Source organism: Macrococcus sp. S115 (genome assembly GCF_030067655.1).
GTDB lineage: Bacteria > Bacillota > Bacilli > Staphylococcales > Staphylococcaceae > Macrococcoides > Macrococcoides psychrotolerans.
Window position 1 is genome coordinate 16,967 of sequence record NZ_JASJES010000002.1, and the last position, 17,327, is coordinate 34,293.

The window sequence follows — 17,327 nt, forward strand, 5'->3', positions numbered from 1 at the left end:
AAACTATACTTATTATAACGAATGGAGGAATAATCTTGAAGACAAATCATACGAAAAGTGGTCTTATATTTTCACAGCTCGGCTTAGGAGCAATGAATCTTCCTCAAACACAAGCCGAGGCAGATAAAATTTTAAAGACGGCGTTAGAAAATAATATTACTTATATTGATACTGCCGACTTGTATCAAAAAGGACATAACGAGGAAACTATTGGGGAATTTCTGAGTTCTAACAAGCTCAGACATGAAGTAACCCTTGCTTCTAAAGTTGGGAATGAGTTTAATATGATTAACGATGAAGTTAAATGGAATCCTTCTAAATCTCACATAAAACGTAGTATTACTGACAGCTTAGCCCGTTTAAAGACAGATTATCTGGATTTATATATGCTGCATGGCGGGACAATTGAAGATAATAAGGATGAAGTCATAGACACGTTTGAAAGCTTAAAGAAAGAAGGATTAATTCGTGCTTATGGCATAAGCTCTATCAGACCGAACGTTATTGATTATTACCTTGAACATAGCAATATTGACACAATAATGATGCAGTTCAGTTTAATCGATAATAGACCAGAGCAGCTTATTGAAAGTATCGAGAAGCACGATGTTCGAATATTGGCAAGAGGTCCTTTAATGAAAGGTCTACTGACAGATCATGCATCCCGCATACTAGATACTAAATTTAAAGACGGCATTTTAGACTCGAGTTATGAAGCATTAAAACAGAGTATTGATCAAGCTAAGCGTTCTGGAAATCTAACTGAACTTGCGTATCAATATTTACTGCAGTATCCTGTAGCATCGATTGTAAATGGTGCATCAAGCAAGGAACAGTTACTGGAAAATATTAAGCATTTCGAAAATGCGTTGAAGCAACAAGGATCAAACATCGAACAAGTAAGGAGATTTTTTAAAGATATTGATTATAAGGATCATATTAAATGAAATCAAGAACACTGATAAACACATTGTTAGGTCTATCTGTTGCGAGTGGTATTACTTCCAGCATCACTGGTATTATTGCTTCAAATTATCTTCTGAACTTTAAGCTAAGAGACGTTGAAGTAATCAGGAGAAGAGAGATCAAAGCAAAACGGCTGGATGAACAAGCCTTTAAAGCATTGAATCCAATCGATGTAACAATTCACTCACGCAACGGCTATAATCTTAGCGGAACAGTGGTTAAGCCTTATCAACATAATTACTGGATGATTTTTTGTCATGGTGTCACCGAGAATAAGATAACAAGCATAAAATATTTAAATCTATTCATATCATTAGGCTTTAATGGTATCATCTTTGATCATAGAAGACATGGCCAAAGTGAGGGTAATCACTCAACATATGGATACTATGAAAAAACCGATCTGGAAAGTGTGATCACCTTCTTGAAGGAGCAGTATGGCTATGATATTAAGTTTGGCATTCATGGTGAGTCTATGGGTGCAGCAACAACATTGCTCTATGCTGGAGAGCTCGCAAATGAAGCTGAGTTCTATATTTCTGATTGCGCTTTTAGTAACTTTAGTCAGCTGCTGACTCAGATCATCGAACAAAAGTCGAGATTAGGAAGCGGCTTCCTTCTCTATTCTATGAATCGAATATTAAGACTAAGAACACATTTCACCTTAAATCAGGTCTCACCTATCAATGTCATACACAATGTCGAACAACCTATCCTGTTCATCCATTCAAAACCAGATACATTTATCCCATATACACATTCCGTTGACCTTTATAACAAGAAGATTGGACCTAAGATGCGCTGGTATCCGGAACATGGTGGTCATGCTGCGAGCTATAACGTCAACCCTCTGACATATAAGAAAGTCGTACAAAACTTTCTTGAAACATACAACCTATTGCCTCCAGCTCAGCCATAATCATTTTACTTTTGTCATAAAAAATGGTTTGAACATCTTTTCGATGGAGCGTGGAGCGAGGTTATACACCTTTAAAGCAATATACATCCACTTTGGACGATTAATTTCTCTTCGTGGATTGTGTATTGCCTTTATTATTTCTTGTGTCAGTATATCACTACGTATCATAATCAGACGATTTAAGAGAGATACATTGCCGCTCGCCTTAAAGATAAATTCTGTATCTACTGGACCTGTGTTGACAACAGTAAATGAAGCTTCAGGCATCTCGAGCCGCAAAGCATTTATCGTTTGATTGAGTGCAGCTTTAGAAGCAGAATAGATTGCCCCTCCTGGGGTCGCTGCATGAGCCGCCAATGAACCTAGTATAATGAAATGCGGTTTGTGTTGTTCATTTAACATCGACTTGATAATATAGACGACACTTTGATAGTTGACGAACATCATCTCATTCATTATTTCGGGTGTCATCGACACGAGCGATCGATAATTTGCGAATCCTGCACAAAATATTACAACATCAAAGTCAATACGAGCTACCTCCTCAATAAAGGCCAAAGTTGACTCCTCTGACTTAAAGTCAGCATATAGCAATACACATCGATCAACGAACGATTCTCTTAGATGAAAGAGCTTACTTAATGTTCTTGCACATGCATACACCGTGTTTCCTTCTATTAGAAGCTGTTCAGCAAGTTTAATTCCAATGCCTCCCGAGGCACCCGTTATCAATATTCTTTTACTCATAATCCTCACCATCGCAATTGTAAATTATATATAGTTTACACTATAATAAATGCTATGAACAATTTATGGAGGGATAGTATGAAAATCGTGTTCTTTGGTTCTGGTAATATGGCAAGTGCCATTTTTATCGGACTTGTTGAGAGTAAAACGATTCAAGGCAAGGATATATTTATCACGAACCGCTCTAATGAAGAAGAATTAAAACGCTTTAATCAACTTTATCAAATAAATTATAGCTATGACGACGAGGCTCTGTTAAAAGATGCTGATTTCGTCTTCCTGGCGGTAAAACCGTACGACTTTGATTCAGTAGCACAACGAATCAAACCTTATCTCTTTGAAGAAAACCACTTTGTATCAATGATGGCTGGTGTTCCAATCAATCAAATTAAGAATAAATTAAATGCACATAATCCAGTCGCACGCATTATGCCGAATACGAATGCACATGTTCAGCAATCGGTTACCGGCATATCTTATTCTGATAATTTTGGTGAAGATGCTAAATCAAATCTTAATGCCCTACTGGAAGCATTCGGTACATCTATCGAAGTGAAAGAAGAATCTCTTCATGATGTCACTGCAATAACAGGAAGTGGACCTGCGTTTCTTTACTATGTATATGAAGAATATATAAAAGCTGCAAAGCATCTTGGACTGTCTCCTGATGATACGGATATTGCCGTGAGAAACTTGATTATAGGTACTGGAAGAATGCTGGAAAACTCAGAACTTTCAATTGATCAGCTACGCGAAAATATTACCTCTAAAGGGGGAACAACTAAAGCCGGATTAGATGCTCTGCGCAAGCATCCAATAGAAGAAATATTTATTGATTGTTTAGAACACGCGTTGAACAGAAGCAAAGAACTAAGTGAATAAAACGGTCGTGACACCGATATACATGAATAAAATCAAAAAAGACGGAAGGAAATGATTTTTGTTTCCAGCCGTCTTTTTGATTTTATTCCACATCGTACTCAGAAAAATCATCTGCAATAAAAACTTCACATTCTGTTTTAGTTTCTATTTCAGCTAGTAATCGATTTATATCTTTAGTAGTATAGCGATTGCTGACATGATTGATAATAAGCTTTTTCACATTTCCCGTACTGACAAAAGATAGGACATCATCAATATGACTATGATAGTATTTATGACTTAATTCTACATCCCCATCGAGATATGTACACTCATGTACAACAACATCTGCATTCTCTGCCAAAGAAGCTTCGTTTTCACAAGGCATTGTATCTCCAAAAAATACGAGCCTCTTCCCTTTTTTTCCGGCAGTCTTAAAATCCTCAGTGTTATATATTTTCCCATTTACTGTGACTTGTTCACGCAACTTAAACTCTTTATAGACCGGACCTGGAGCGATGCCTTCAGCTATCAACTTTTCTTTTATTAAGTTACCAGCCGTATCAGGCATTACTACTCTGTATCCGAATGAAGGGATCCCATGTTTTAATGCTCCGACTGTTATTTCGATATCATTGATAATAAATTCGTCACCATGATCAATCTCGATAATCTCAAGAGGATAATTAAGATGTGAACAGGAAATCGTCAGTACTGTATCAACAAACTGTTTTAACCCAGCTGGACCATATAATGTCAGTTTTTTGTCCTGGCCCCCTTGAAAACTTCTTGAAGTTAATACACCTGGTAGTCCAAAGATATGATCTCCATGCAGATGAGAAATAAATATATGCGTGAGCTTACCAAGTTTAATGTTAGTATGTAATATTTGATGTTGTGCTGCTTCCCCACAATCAAACATCCAGTATTCATTATAGAGTGGATTTAAAGAAAGGATCGTCGTCTGCGTATTTCTTTCTTTTGTAGGTAATCCGGCGCTCGTTCCTAAACAAATAATCTTCAAATTAAAAACCACCTTTTCATCACGTAATTATAGCATGTTTTAATTGTATTTTTATGTGTTCTATGAAAAAATATAAAGAATAACAATAGAATCGAGGTTAGTTATCTTGGATATAAAAAAGCAAAATATTCCCTGCTTAATTACCATTTTTGGTGCAACAGGCGACTTAAGTCATCGTAAATTATTTCCATCCCTGTTCCATCTTTTTCAACAAGGAAATCTCAATGACCAAATTGCAATCATAGGAATCGGCCGACGTGACTGGTCAAACGATAAATTCAGAGCTGAAATCAGAGCATCTATCGAGAACTTCGTAGCTGATACACATAAGATTGACGCCTTTATGGAACACGTATTTTACCAGCCGCATGATGTAAATGATGCAGCAAGCTATGCATCGCTCAAATCTCTTTCAGAAACTTTGGATAGTGAATTTAATCTGCAAGGTAACCGCCTATTTTATTTAGCAATGGCTCCAGAATTCTTTGGTACTGTTACCGATCATTTAAAATTAAGTGGCCTTACAAAGACGGATGGTTTCAAACGTTTAATAATTGAAAAACCATTCGGTAAGGATCTGAAATCTGCTGAACAGTTGAATCAGCAGATTCGTAAATCATTCAAAGAAGAAGAAATATATCGTATCGACCACTATCTCGGAAAAGATATGGTGCAAAACATTGAGGTCATCCGCTTTAGCAATGCTATGTTCGAACCATTATGGAACAATAAATACATCTCAAATATCCAGGTCACTTCATCTGAAATACTTGGTGTTGAAGATCGAGGAGGCTACTATGACAAGAGTGGCGCCCTTAAAGACATGGTTCAGAATCATATGCTGCAAATCGTTTCTCTTCTGGCAATGGAGCCTCCTATCTCACTCTCATCAGAAGATATCAGAAATGAAAAAGTAAAAGCTTTACGTTCCATTCGTAAGATCAAACCAGAACATGTCAAAAGCTATTTTGTTCGCGGGCAGTATGATGCTGGTGAAATCAACGGTGAGAAGGTAAAAAAATATCGTGATGAAGATAATGTCGCACCAGATAGTAATACCCCTACTTTCGTTGCAGCGAAAGTCATGCTTGATAACTTCAGATGGGCCGGTGTGCCATTTTATATTAGAACTGGAAAGCGCATGAAAGAAAAAGAAATCAGAGTGGTTGTAGAATTCAAAGAAATGCCGATGAATCTATATTATCAAAAAGACAACGAACTCGATTCAAATCTGCTGATCATCAACATTCAGCCAAACGAAGGCATTGAACTTCATTTAAATGCTCGTAAATATATAGAAGGTATCGACACAGAGCCTGTAAAGCTCTCTTATGCGATGACTACACAAGATAAGATGAATACCGTAGATGCATACGAAGGATTAATCTATGACTGTTTACGTGGCGATGCGACAAACTTTACGCATTGGGAAGAATTGAAAGCAACTTGGTCATATGTTGATACAGTAGCGGAATACTGGGATAACAATCCAGCACCATTTCCAAACTACCCAGCAGGGAGCAACGGACCAATCAAGAGCGAATTACTGCTTAGTCGTGACAATTTCCATTGGTGGGACTTCTAAACATATATACAGCTTTATCATTAAATAACACCTGAACAGTTTTTGTTCGGGTGTTATTTAATATGATTCAACTCTATAATTCAAAGTAATAATTTTATTTTCTATTTATTTATGTTATCTTAATCATAAAAAGGATTTAACTTTATGAACGATGCATACTTTGATCACCAGCTTAATATTCAGACAGAAATTTATTATGAGTCATACTCTCGTGGTGCAATTCATCGCTATGAACCGACAGACTATATACATCTCGAAAAACTATTCCAAATGATTAAGCCATTGATAACTGTTGATGACGTATTTGTCGATATCGGCTCAGGGATGCATCGAGTACCAATCTATGCGGCCCATCAGCTACAAGTTCAAACTAAAGGTATCGAAATTAACAAACAGCTTTATATGCATGCATTAAAGAATATCCAGGCATATTCAAAGCATCACCGATGCCATATCGAAGCGATCAACTGTGATATATTGGATTATAATATTAAAGCACAGGATAGCATTTTCTTTCTATTCAATCCTTTTTCTGTACATATCTTCAAAAAGTTTATCGATTCGCTACTGTCAATTAAGGACTTACAAAGAAAATTACTCATCTTGTATTATCCTGATGCTAGTTATATCAACTACTTGCAATATTTCAATGAAATCACCCTGCTTCACACGATCAAGCTAGAAGACTATGATAACGACAAGCAGGAAATGATACATATCTACGCTATTAACTACGAGATTTAGAAAGTGTGAAATGATGAAATCAATTGAAACTGTCCAAAAAACAATCGTATATCTTGAAGATCATTTATTACAGTCATTTACACTTGATGACCTTAGTAATTACCTTGAAGAGAGTGCATTCCATATTACACAGTCCTTTACCATGATCACAGGAATGACTGTGGAAGAATACCTCCACAGCAGGAAGATGACAGAAGCTGCAAACTATTTATTGAACGGAAACTATAGACTTGTCGACGTTGCAAAAAAGTACGGCTATACGAGTGCTCATGAATTCAGTACAGCTTTTAGTGAATTTCATGGAACTTCTCCGATACAAGCCCGTGCAAATCCAGAGAAACTCCAGATGGTTCATCGCCTTTATATGCAGCTCTCAACAACAACGAAGCCCCCCGCGCATTATAGTATAAAACATGCTGATCATACTGAGTTAGTCGGAAAATCCGTCAGAATAGATAACCAGCATCTATCGAATCAATTTTTAATTCCTGATCTAATCTATAATGAAAACCAGGATGGATTTATCGATGAATTGTTGCATTTGAGTACGAATGGTAAATTATATGTAACACTTCATCCGGATATAACAGGTGTTCATATATTTATCGGCGTTCAGTCAGAACGATCTTATCATTATGAAACTTCCGCCATCAATCGTGCTCAATATGCAGTATTTCAATCCAGAGGACATCTGGATTATATTTTCAGTGAGATTTGGTATTCTATCGAAAAACAGGTCGATCTTCAACTTAATTATTTAAGGAATGAGCAGTTTGTCTATGTGCTTCCTTCAGATTATGCATTCGACAACCATTTTAATAAAGTAGAGCTATGGATTCCTATAGAGAAACAATTCTAATGTCAGATTATAAATCAATATATCAAATAAACCAGAACGATGCTGTACAGTGACAGTATTGTTCTGGTTTATTTGAATTTACTTATTATATTTTCAGAATGAAAAAATTATTATTTCCAGTCCGTATGGAATGTACCTGCTTTATCTTTTCTTTCATATGTGTGTGCTCCAAAATAATCACGCTGTGCCTGGATAAGGTTAGCAGGAAGATCTTTCGCAGTATATGAATCAAAATAGTTGATTGCAGAAGCAAAAGTCGGTACCGGTGTACCTGTCAAAATTGCAGTTGATGCAACCGTTCTTAAACTTTGCTGATATTTTTCAACAATCCCTTTAAAATAAGGATCAAGCAATAAATTCTGAAGATCATTATCAAGATCATATGCGTCTTTGATCTTTTGTAAGAACTGTGCACGTATAATACACCCTTCACGCCAGATCATTGCGAGATCACCAAGCTGTAAGTCCCAGTTATAGCTGTCTGAAGCTTCTTTCATCTGTGCAAATCCTTGAGCATAACAACAAATCTTACTCATATATAATGCTTCACGAATGGCTTCAAGGAATTCATCCTTATTTCCTTCAAAATTATTCTTTTCATTTTGAATAGCTTCATGCGCAATTACACGTTCATCTTTTTGACTTGATATCGTTCTGGCAAATACAGATTCGGTAATAATCGTTAATGGAACCCCTAAGTCAAGCGCATTAATTGATGTCCACTTACCTGTACCTTTTTGTCCTGCTTTGTCCAGTACTTTCTCTACAAGCGGTGTGCCATCTTCATCTAGCTTATTAAAGATATCAGCCGTAATTTCGATAAGATAGCTATCTAGCTCTCCTTCATTCCATGTCTTAAATGTTTCTGCAATTTCTTGATGTGACATATTGAGTACATTCTTCATCAGATCATAGCTTTCTGCTATAAGCTGCATATCCGCATATTCTATACCGTTATGTACCATCTTCACATAATGTCCAGCTCCATCTGGACCAATATAAGCGACACACGGCTTGCCATCCTTAGCTTTTGCTGCAATAGATTCTAGAATCGGTTTAACGAGTTCATAAGCTTCCTTCTGACCACCTGGCATGATAGATGGACCGTGAAGTGCGCCTTCTTCACCACCAGAAACACCCGTTCCGATAAAGTTGATTCCTTTTTCAGAAAGATAGACATTACGTCGAATCGTATCATTATAATTGGTATTGCCGCCGTCAATTAGAATGTCACCTTTATCTAATAATGGCAATAGACTTTCAATTGTCGCATCTGTTGCTTCTCCTGCTTTAACCATCATCATAATCTTTCGGGGAGTTTCAAGACTATTTACGAATTCTTCCAAAGTATATGTCGGATGAATATTCTTACCAGTTGATTCTTTCATCATTAAGTCTGTTTTGTCACTTGAACGATTATAGACTGAAACAGAATTACCTCTCGATTCAATATTCCATGCAAGATTTTTACCCATAACTGCAAGACCAATAACACCTATTTGTTGTTTACTCATACTCTACCTCTTTCAATAATTATTCCATTTCATTATAACATATTGTAATGTCACTTTGATTAAACAAGCTTGATGATTTCAAGGACCTGTTCTGTTAATTTCTCCATCTCCGTAACTGCAATTCTTTCATTTACTGTATGAATCTTCTCATAACCAACCGCAAGAACAACTGTTGGAACACCATAACTATTAATAAAGTTGGCATCACTACCGCCACCATTGGATACCACCTCAGGCGTTCGACCGATATTAAGTGCTGATTGCTGTGCTATCTTTATTACTTCGCTTTCTTCAGGTACATGGAATGATGGATAATTCACAGTAACTTCTACGTCTGCTGACCCACCAAGTTCTGCAGCGGCTGTTAAAAATGCCTCTTTCATGTGCTGTACTTGTTGATGCATCTTTTCCTCATCCAGGCTTCTTGCTTCAGCGAGTATAAAGCAGCTGTCAGCTACAATATTCGTTTTTTCTCCACCTTCTATACGGCCAATATTTGCAGTAGTTTCACCATCTATTCTTCCGAGCTTCATATTACTGATTGCACGTGAAGCTATATTAATTGCACTTACACCTTTTTCAGGCTCAACACCAGCGTGTGCTGTAACACCTTTAATAGTGACATTTAATGATGCATTATTAGGGGCTCTATTGACGATTGTACCGACTTTGTTACCTGCATCCAATGCAAATCCATAGCCGTCAACTAATTTACTACCATCTAAAGCTCTAGCCCCGACTAGTGATGACTCCTCTCCTACAGTAATCACGATTTGAATTTCACCATGGTCACGATGCTCTTCTTGCAATGTCTGAATCGTTTCGATAATTGCTGCAATACCTGCTTTATCATCCGCACCAAGAATGGTACTACCATCAGTATGGATGATACCATCGGTTACAATCGGTTCTATACCTTGACCAGGTGTCACCGTATCCATGTGACAAGATAATAATATCGGTTTTTGATCTGTGTTTCCTTTTAATGTAATAAAAAGATTGCCCGCACCAAAACCTGTCTTTTGCTGAGTGTCATCTTCTTCTACTTGCAGTCCGAGCTCTGAAAATACATTTTTAAGGTGATCAGCGATTGCTCTTTCATGTCCTGTTTCACTATCAATCTTGACAAGACTTTTAAATGTTTCTACTAATCGTTCAGTATCCATATCATCTCTCCTTTTTTTTCGTTACTACTAATGTACCAAAGGTTAGGTAAACAGAAAAGTCTAAGCATTGGCATGAGACATTTGTTATAATTATTTTAATACTTATGAAAGGATGGTTTCCTTGAACAAAAATCTTTTACGTTTTACAATCATCATTTTACTTGTACTTATAGTATCTGCTCTTATTTTAAGCAGTGTACTACCATATTTAACGAACTAAAAAATCAGGACTGCGTCCTGATTTTTTAGTAGAGTTTTAGTGATCCAAAATTTGATTTAATCTCAAGATACTGCTCAATCTCATTCAGAAGCTGGATTAAAGCTGCTCTTGATTTCAACTGTTTATTATTCATCGGTAAAGGATACTTTTCAACATCCAGCATAATAGCATATAGGTCATGTAATCGGATAGCAGTGAAATTGTTGCTGGATATATTGCTTGATAAGTCTTGTAATAGATTACTACAATTAACATGAAGCTTATCACTATGGTCCATCTGGTTAATTAGGTCCACCATCCGTAACAGAAGTTCAAGCTGTGCTTCACGCATATTAAAGTAATGATAGTATGAATTTTCATTTCTTGTAAAATGATTCTCCACTTCTGTATATGCTACAGATTTAGCACGTTCTATCGTCTGATGCAGCTTAACAATCTGTTGTTTATCTAGTGCTATTTCTGGATAGATAAGCGCATCACTCAACTTTGAGACGATGACCTGAAACTCTGCTTCGATTTCTTTCTTATACTCATTCAATCGCATTGATAAGTCCGGCATATATAGATTAAGCAATAATGCAATGCCAAGTCCGACGACAATCAAAGTTATTTCATTGATTATTACGTGTCGGTTTATATAACCAAAATTAAAACAATGTAGAATGATGACACAACTGGTGACTACACCTTCTTCAATACCGAACATAACAGTCACTGGAATAAAGACTAGTACAAGTAAACCGAGCACGACTGGATTAAACCCAAGATGCGTAAAGAATAGATAAGAAAACAGTAATCCTAGCATACACGAAAAGAAACGCGCGCTGGCTGCCTGCAATGACTTTACACGTGTATTTTTTACACATAAAACAACCAGGATGGCTGCTGATGCGTAATTATCAAGTCCTAATAACTTACAGATAATTACACCCAGAGCCATCCCGAATGCTGTCTTTATCGTTCTGAATCCAATACGATAAGGTCTAATCTTCATCTATTAACGCTCTTCGCAATGCTCTTCGAATAATGCTTGAATATTTGTAATAACACTCATAGGATCATGACCTTCAATTTCATGTCTTTCAATCATAGAGATAATCTTACCATCTTTAAGTAATGCAAATGATGGACTGCTTGGTGGATAACCTTCGAAATATTCACGCGCTGTAGCAGTTGCTTCTTTATCCTGACCTGCAAATACTGTTACAAGCTGATCCGGTAATTTATCATAGTGAACAGCATGAGCTGCAGCTGGACGAGCTATTCCACCCGCACACCCACAAACCGAATTAATCATAACAAAAGTTGTACCAGGCTTATCGAATGTTTCATTTACCGCTTCAGACGTCGTTAATTGTTTATACCCTGCATTCTCAATCTCTTGACGCGCTGTGTTAACAAAATCTTCCATATACATATTGAAATTCATATCCATTGATATAACACCTCTTCTAAATTGATACAACTATCATAACGAATAAAGCCTGTTAAATCTAGTGATTAATTCGTGAAATTTTAACACATATAGATAAGCTTTTAATTCATTCTGCTACCGACATTAAAAGAAAAGCACCTGCAAAAATCTTTTGTAGGTGCTTAGAATAGCTCTTAACGTCTCGAAATCAAAGAATGTTCATTCAAACTAAATGTACTACGTACACGCATCATCTGATCAATACGTTCTTCAGCTAAGCGTTCTGCTGCTAAAGCTGTTGAAATGTTATCACGTTTCGCGATTTCAAATACTTTATCCATCTGATCATAGATTTCATTGACTTTTTTTGTTGCACGGTCCTGGTTATAGCCGCTTAACTCATCAGCTACATTAATAACTCCCCCAGAGTTTACAACAAAGTCTGGTGCATAGATAATATTTCTTTCTTTAAGCATCGCTGCATGGATTTCCATATCCTTCAGCTGGTTATTCGAAGATCCACACACTGCCTTAACTTTCAGTTGTGGAATTGTATCATCGTTTAGAACAGCGCCTAATGCACATGGTGCAAAGATATCCGCTTCAACAGAATAGATTTCCTCAGGCTTCACTGCAGTTGCGCCGAAGTCATTCACCGCGCGATCAATTGATTCCTGGAAGATATCTGTAACGATTAGTTTCGCACCTTCTTCGTGTAAATATTTACATAAAGTATAAGACACATTTCCTACACCTTGTACAGAAATCGTCTTACCTGCTAAGCTGTCATCGCCAAATGCTTCTTTGGCCGTACGTTTCATCGCACGATATACGCCTAACGCTGTCATCGGGCTTGGATTACCGCTTGATCCATAACTTTCTGATAATCCTACAACATAGTCAGTTTCTGCATATATCGTGTCCATATCTGTAACGGATGTACCGACATCTTCTGCAGTAATATAACGACCATTTAGACTTTGGATATAACGTCCTAACGCTCTGAACATCGCTTCAGACTTATCTTTCTTAGGATCGCCGATGACAACCGTCTTCGCACCACCTAGATTAAGTCCCGCTGCTGCGTTCTTATACGTCATTCCACGAGCTAATCGAAGCGCGTCTTCAATTGCTTCTTCTTCACTATTATATGGCCACATTCTGCATCCCCCAAGTGCAGGACCTAGCGTTGAATCATGTATTGCTATGATTGCTTTAAGACCGCTCGCCTTATCCTGACAGAATACAACCTGCTCATAATCGTATCGTTCTAATGTTTCAAATATCATTGCTATTCCCCTTTTCAGATCAAGATATGTAACTGCTTACATTTTTATTATAGTACTAACAATTAAATATTTCAATTTACGAAGTTTTATTAGATTGCAGCATATTTTTCGACTATCAAATTAATACAATCATGTTATAATAACGATATATAAAAATGAAATTGGTGATGTTTTGAAAAAGGTTATTGCATTGATGGTGCTTGTTGTTCCAATCTATTTGGCTGGATTAGGTATTAAATGGATGAGAGATGCACTTTTTGGTATTCTTGTTCCAGAGCTCCATTATATTTGGCTACAATTTATTATTGGGTTTGTTTTGATGGTGCTTGGTGTTAGTTTTGTCGGTGGATATATACTGCACATCGAAAAGAAAAGTAAACGAGCACAGCAAAAGTTCCGTAAATAATTATATTCAAAAAATCGAGATGCTGTAAACTCAGCTCTCGATTTTTTTCGTTCGTTTTAATTGGACTGCACGTTCAACTTCATCTGTAATAATCCCGGTAACACTGCTACTCATCCATGTCTTCAGATCTTTTTCTTTGTTTACTGTATATACTCTTGCTGGAAGTTCATTATGTTCTAGTTCAACAAGGTGATCAATCGTGATATGCTTTGCATTCGGATGGATACTCTTTATATTATGACTTGTCTTATAGTCCCAAGGTGACGTATGATATCTATCAAATAACAAAGCAGTTTCGTATGATGAATCTAACGCTTCCATCTTAACTAAACTTTCAATATTAAAGCTTGATATGATAATCTGATCAATAATATCATAACGCGTTAATAGTTCATGTAATTTTATCTCTATCTTACCTGCTTCAGCTTTAATTTCGATATTTAATAGCTTATTATGCTTTTTCACGATATCTAAAACTTCACTGAGTAGCGGCACCTTTTCATCAGTCACATTAAAGAGGCCGTTCTTAATGTTAAACTGCTGAATTTCATCAAATGACATTTCTACAACTTTTCCTCTTCCAGTTGTTGTTCGGTTGATTGTATGATCATGAATCACAACGATCTGTTCATCTTTGGTCAGATGTATATCTAATTCGAAGCCGTCTGCACCATATTCGACTGCCTTATTAAAGGCAAGTAATGAGTTTTCTGGGTATTTAGCGGAATATCCTCGGTGTGCAAATATCATTACCATAACTATCCATCCTTCAGAAATTTAATAAGTTCACCAATTGTCGGCTTTATGTATCTGCCCTGCTCCTTAAAAATTTGTTCTAACCCATTGCTCCATGCTTTTTCTATCGCATGGCGAATAGACCTTTCAACATTCGCCGATTTCACTTGATGTAATTCAGCGATTTCAGGATATAACATGATCGTCAGTTGAATTTTCTCATTTGGATGTTTGCTCACAATATCAAGTGCATCCTTTAAATATCTTGTTCCTTTATGTTTGTCGTTAAAGCCTAAGTTATTCAACAGCTGATCTGTATGATCAACAAAATCCATATTGCAAATTTGATAGATTCTGCTGATAAAATTATCAAAATTAATCGGCTTAAGTATGAAATAATCGACACCTAACGACATCGCCTCTCTTAAAATCGAGTCTTTGCCAAAGGCGCTTAAACAGATTATCTTATACTCATGAGATCTAGGAATATATTTTTCAAGTAAGCCAATACCATCAATGTACGGGAGAATCAGATCAAGTAGAAGTAGATCAAAATCGCATGTTTCAATCATGTGCACTGCATCTTTTCCATTATGACACATCGCTACGACCTTCATGTCATATTGTTCTAGATAGGACTTGATCGAGAGTGCTAATTCCCTTGAATCATCAACTATTGCAACTTTAAGTACCATATTATCCCTCTTCTACTTAGTGTTTTGAGCAATTAATTCTGCTGCATGATCAAGCGTTAACGGTGTGACCTCTACCCCCGATATCATTCTTGCAACTTCATGAATTCTCATCTCTCCATCAAGTTCTGTAATCTGAGTAATCGTGCGATCATCATGTTCGATCTTCTCTATATAGAGATGATGATCACTGATTGCAGCAACCTGAGGCAAATGTGATATGCATATCACTTGAATATACTCAGATATATCATGCATCTTTTCAGCCATTTTCTGTGCTACTTTACCTGAAACGCCAGTGTCTACTTCATCAAACAATATAGCAGTCTTTCCTTTTGATTCTGCAAATATACTCTTTAGGGCTAACATAATACGAGAAAGTTCCCCACCTGAAGCAATTTTATATAATGGTTTCAAAGGTTCACCTTTATTTGGACTAATCATAAATTCCAATGACTCGATTCCTTCACTTGTCGGTTCAGTTTTATGGAAAGCCATTTCAAAGTTTGCACCTTTCATCTCAAGATGGTGGATCTCATCTAAAATGTTATCTCTGAGACTCTGCGCAACGCGTCGTCTTGCTTTGCTCAGTTGTGACCCTGAAGTCATAACTTTGTCGTATAGGTGTGCGATAGCCTGGTGAAGTTGCGTTGTCGATTCTTCGATATTTTCTATTTTATTGATTTCCGCTTGCAGTTCCTCAATAAATGGAATTAGATCATTTAAGGATTTACCATACTTTCGTTCTAAAAATTGGATATCATTCAAACGAGCTTGTAAATCATTAAGCTCCTGTTCATCATAATCGTTATTCGAAAGTGCATCATGTAATGTATGCTTTGTGTCATCTAAAATATAATATAGCCCTTCTACTTCTTCTTTTGTTTTATCAAACTTTTCAGGAATAATTGCACTTACTTCTGTCAGCTGCTCTTTAAAATCAAACAATAATTCCAGTAATTTTCCCTCATCATTAAGCAGCGTTATCGATTTCGATAAGACATCGTTTAATTTTTCAAAGTTTTCAAGTCGGTTAATCTCTTCTTCTAAACGTTCTTTTTCATTCACCACAAGATTTTTATCCGATAACTCTTTATACTGATATTTTATCAGATCAAGTCTTTGAAGCAGTGCTTCATCTTTTTGCTGGAGCTGTTCTAGCTCCTTCTGTTTCTCTTTGTAGTCAAAGTAATACGCTCTGTATTCTTCATATAACTTCTGATAGTCCTGCTCTGAATATTCATCGAGCAGCATAATATGATATTTCGGTTTTAGTAGATGCTGTGTTTCGTGTTGTCCATGAATATCAAGAAGCTCTTGCATAACTTCACGAAGTTCAGTTAACGTTATCAGGTGGTTATTTATTCTACAAAGACTTTTACCGCTTTTAAAAATTTCGCGCTTGACAAGCATAAAATCATCGAGTGGTATCTCTTTTTGTTCAAGCAGGTATATCACCTTATCATTGTTCTCAATATCAAATACACCTTCTACAACTGCTTTTTTTTCTCCATGACGAACCATAGTCTGACTCGCACGCATTCCAATCAACTGCCCAATCGCATCAATAATAATTGACTTTCCTGCCCCAGTTTCTCCACTTAATACTGTTAAGCCATTTTTAAGTTCAATCTCTAATGATTCAATAATTGCAAACTGCTGAATAGATAATGAAACAAGCATCTAATACCCCCATTATAACATGTTAAAAATACGTTCCGTAACCTGCGCTGCAGCAGATTTATCTCTACATATCAATAAGCATGTGTCATCTCCACAAATTGTACCGATTACTTCATCCCATTCAAGCTGATCAATGATGGCTCCAATGGATTGTGCATTACCTGGTAATGTCTTTAAGACGAGTAAGTTCTCCGTACCATCTAGTTTTACAAAAGAATCCATCAAATATCGTCCGAGTTTATCAATCGGGTGATACTTGCGATCTCTTGGTAGAGAATATACATATTGTCCGTCCTTAGTCGGTACTTTAATAAGCTGTAGCTCTTTTATATCTCTCGAAATGGTTGCCTGAGTTACATTTAGGTTGATTTCATTTAATTTTTCTACCAGTTCTTCCTGTGTTTCAATATGCTGATTAGAAATGATCTCTCTAATTTTAATTTGTCGCATCGTCTTGTTGGCCATTGCGCACCTCCATGTGCATATTTATACATTATATTCTA

The 17,327-nt window shown here is 36.6% G+C and carries 18 protein-coding genes; 7 read left to right on the forward strand and 11 right to left on the reverse strand.

The genetic code is table 11. The features are described from left to right. Nucleotides 1-35: 35 nt before the first annotated feature. A complete protein-coding gene (locus QNJ52_RS03190; protein WP_283721874.1) occupies nt 36-947 on the forward strand; it encodes an aldo/keto reductase in 912 nt (303 codons plus the stop codon). Next, on the forward strand, nt 944-1,885 hold the full coding sequence (locus QNJ52_RS03195; RefSeq protein ID WP_219491865.1) for an alpha/beta hydrolase: 942 nt from the start codon (nt 944-946) through the stop codon (nt 1,883-1,885). The genes QNJ52_RS03190 and QNJ52_RS03195 overlap by 4 nt, the downstream gene beginning before the upstream one ends. Here QNJ52_RS03195 and QNJ52_RS03200 read toward each other — a convergent pair whose 3' ends face one another. Next, nucleotides 1,886-2,632 (reverse strand): SDR family NAD(P)-dependent oxidoreductase, encoded by a 747-nt coding sequence (locus QNJ52_RS03200; protein WP_219491867.1) that lies wholly within the window; start codon nt 2,630-2,632, stop codon nt 1,886-1,888. 78 nt (nt 2,633-2,710) lie between these two features. Between QNJ52_RS03200 and proC the strand changes: the two genes are divergently transcribed. Continuing rightward, nucleotides 2,711-3,514: a pyrroline-5-carboxylate reductase gene (gene proC, locus QNJ52_RS03205; RefSeq protein WP_219491869.1), complete on the forward strand. Its 804-nt coding sequence runs from the start codon at nt 2,711-2,713 to the stop codon at nt 3,512-3,514. Between the two features lie 82 nt (nt 3,515-3,596). Here proC and rnz read toward each other — a convergent pair whose 3' ends face one another. Then, a complete protein-coding gene (gene rnz / locus QNJ52_RS03210; protein ID WP_219491872.1) occupies nt 3,597-4,517 on the reverse strand; it encodes a ribonuclease Z in 921 nt (306 codons plus the stop codon). Nucleotides 4,518-4,623: 106 nt separating this feature from the next. Between rnz and zwf the strand changes: the two genes are divergently transcribed. The 3 genes from zwf to QNJ52_RS03225 all read left to right on the forward strand — a co-directional run bounded on the left by zwf (nt 4,624) and on the right by QNJ52_RS03225 (nt 7,705). Further along, nucleotides 4,624-6,102: a glucose-6-phosphate dehydrogenase gene (gene zwf, locus QNJ52_RS03215; protein WP_219491873.1), complete on the forward strand. Its 1,479-nt coding sequence runs from the start codon at nt 4,624-4,626 to the stop codon at nt 6,100-6,102. A gap of 144 nt (nt 6,103-6,246) precedes the next feature. Beyond that, complete coding sequence (locus tag QNJ52_RS03220) at nt 6,247-6,846, forward strand: SAM-dependent methyltransferase (protein WP_283721875.1); 600 nt, start codon at nt 6,247-6,249, stop codon at nt 6,844-6,846. A 10-nt stretch (nt 6,847-6,856) separates the two neighbouring features. Then, the gene (locus QNJ52_RS03225) at nt 6,857-7,705 is read left to right on the forward strand and encodes an AraC family transcriptional regulator (RefSeq protein WP_283721876.1); all 849 of its coding nucleotides are present in this window, start codon (nt 6,857-6,859) and stop codon (nt 7,703-7,705) included. Between the two features lie 110 nt (nt 7,706-7,815). Here the strand turns inward: QNJ52_RS03225 and gndA are convergent, their stop codons facing one another. The 5 genes from gndA to QNJ52_RS03250 form a co-directional block, all read right to left on the reverse strand. Beyond that, complete coding sequence (gene gndA / locus QNJ52_RS03230) at nt 7,816-9,219, reverse strand: NADP-dependent phosphogluconate dehydrogenase (RefSeq protein WP_283721877.1); 1,404 nt, start codon at nt 9,217-9,219, stop codon at nt 7,816-7,818. A 59-nt stretch (nt 9,220-9,278) separates the two neighbouring features. Further along, nucleotides 9,279-10,385, reverse strand: coding sequence for a M20/M25/M40 family metallo-hydrolase (locus tag QNJ52_RS03235; protein ID WP_219491886.1), 1,107 nt, complete (start codon nt 10,383-10,385; stop codon nt 9,279-9,281). Nucleotides 10,386-10,630: 245 nt separating this feature from the next. Next, nucleotides 10,631-11,599: an aromatic acid exporter family protein gene (locus tag QNJ52_RS03240; RefSeq protein WP_099483053.1), complete on the reverse strand. Its 969-nt coding sequence runs from the start codon at nt 11,597-11,599 to the stop codon at nt 10,631-10,633. Nucleotides 11,600-11,602: 3 nt separating this feature from the next. Next, nucleotides 11,603-12,040 carry a BrxA/BrxB family bacilliredoxin gene (locus tag QNJ52_RS03245; protein ID WP_219491888.1) on the reverse strand — a complete coding sequence of 146 codons (438 nt, stop codon included), beginning with the start codon at nt 12,038-12,040 and terminating at the stop codon, nt 11,603-11,605. Nucleotides 12,041-12,213: 173 nt separating this feature from the next. Further along, complete coding sequence (locus tag QNJ52_RS03250) at nt 12,214-13,308, reverse strand: Glu/Leu/Phe/Val dehydrogenase dimerization domain-containing protein (RefSeq protein ID WP_120785616.1); 1,095 nt, start codon at nt 13,306-13,308, stop codon at nt 12,214-12,216. Between the two features lie 172 nt (nt 13,309-13,480). Here QNJ52_RS03250 and QNJ52_RS03255 point away from each other — a divergent pair, with 172 nt between their 5' ends. Beyond that, nucleotides 13,481-13,714, forward strand: coding sequence for a DUF2627 domain-containing protein (locus QNJ52_RS03255; protein WP_099483051.1), 234 nt, complete (start codon nt 13,481-13,483; stop codon nt 13,712-13,714). Between the two features lie 30 nt (nt 13,715-13,744). Here the strand turns inward: QNJ52_RS03255 and QNJ52_RS03260 are convergent, their stop codons facing one another. The 4 genes from QNJ52_RS03260 to ahrC are packed head-to-tail and all read right to left on the reverse strand — an operon-like array spanning nt 13,745 to nt 17,289. Beyond that, nucleotides 13,745-14,470 carry a glycerophosphodiester phosphodiesterase gene (locus QNJ52_RS03260; protein ID WP_219491894.1) on the reverse strand — a complete coding sequence of 242 codons (726 nt, stop codon included), beginning with the start codon at nt 14,468-14,470 and terminating at the stop codon, nt 13,745-13,747. 2 nt (nt 14,471-14,472) lie between these two features. Continuing rightward, a complete protein-coding gene (locus QNJ52_RS03265) occupies nt 14,473-15,144 on the reverse strand; it encodes a response regulator (protein ID WP_099483049.1) in 672 nt (223 codons plus the stop codon). A gap of 12 nt (nt 15,145-15,156) precedes the next feature. Further along, on the reverse strand, nt 15,157-16,824 hold the full coding sequence (gene recN / locus QNJ52_RS03270; RefSeq protein WP_283721878.1) for a DNA repair protein RecN: 1,668 nt from the start codon (nt 16,822-16,824) through the stop codon (nt 15,157-15,159). A 12-nt stretch (nt 16,825-16,836) separates the two neighbouring features. Then, nucleotides 16,837-17,289, reverse strand: coding sequence for a transcriptional regulator AhrC/ArgR (gene ahrC / locus QNJ52_RS03275; protein WP_219491903.1), 453 nt, complete (start codon nt 17,287-17,289; stop codon nt 16,837-16,839). Between the last annotated feature and the right edge of the window lie 38 nt (nt 17,290-17,327).

Bases quoted from the DNA above. Each gene is read 5' to 3' on its own strand.
- QNJ52_RS03195 (WP_219491865.1), top strand. From the start codon at position 944: ATGAAATCAAGAACACTGATAAACACATTGTTAGGTCTATCTGTTGCG.
- QNJ52_RS03200 (WP_219491867.1), bottom strand. From the start codon at position 2,632: ATGAGTAAAAGAATATTGATAACGGGTGCCTCGGGAGGCATTGGAATT.
- proC (WP_219491869.1), top strand. From the start codon at position 2,711: ATGAAAATCGTGTTCTTTGGTTCTGGTAATATGGCAAGTGCCATTTTT.
- QNJ52_RS03220 (WP_283721875.1), top strand. From the start codon at position 6,247: ATGAACGATGCATACTTTGATCACCAGCTTAATATTCAGACAGAAATT.
- QNJ52_RS03225 (WP_283721876.1), top strand. From the start codon at position 6,857: ATGATGAAATCAATTGAAACTGTCCAAAAAACAATCGTATATCTTGAA.
- gndA (WP_283721877.1), bottom strand. From the start codon at position 9,219: ATGAGTAAACAACAAATAGGTGTTATTGGTCTTGCAGTTATGGGTAAA.
- QNJ52_RS03235 (WP_219491886.1), bottom strand. From the start codon at position 10,385: ATGGATACTGAACGATTAGTAGAAACATTTAAAAGTCTTGTCAAGATT.
- QNJ52_RS03240 (WP_099483053.1), bottom strand. From the start codon at position 11,599: ATGAAGATTAGACCTTATCGTATTGGATTCAGAACGATAAAGACAGCA.
- QNJ52_RS03245 (WP_219491888.1), bottom strand. From the start codon at position 12,040: ATGGATATGAATTTCAATATGTATATGGAAGATTTTGTTAACACAGCG.
- QNJ52_RS03250 (WP_120785616.1), bottom strand. From the start codon at position 13,308: ATGATATTTGAAACATTAGAACGATACGATTATGAGCAGGTTGTATTC.
- QNJ52_RS03260 (WP_219491894.1), bottom strand. From the start codon at position 14,470: ATGGTAATGATATTTGCACACCGAGGATATTCCGCTAAATACCCAGAA.
- QNJ52_RS03265 (WP_099483049.1), bottom strand. From the start codon at position 15,144: ATGGTACTTAAAGTTGCAATAGTTGATGATTCAAGGGAATTAGCACTC.
- recN (WP_283721878.1), bottom strand. From the start codon at position 16,824: ATGCTTGTTTCATTATCTATTCAGCAGTTTGCAATTATTGAATCATTA.
- ahrC (WP_219491903.1), bottom strand. From the start codon at position 17,289: ATGGCCAACAAGACGATGCGACAAATTAAAATTAGAGAGATCATTTCT.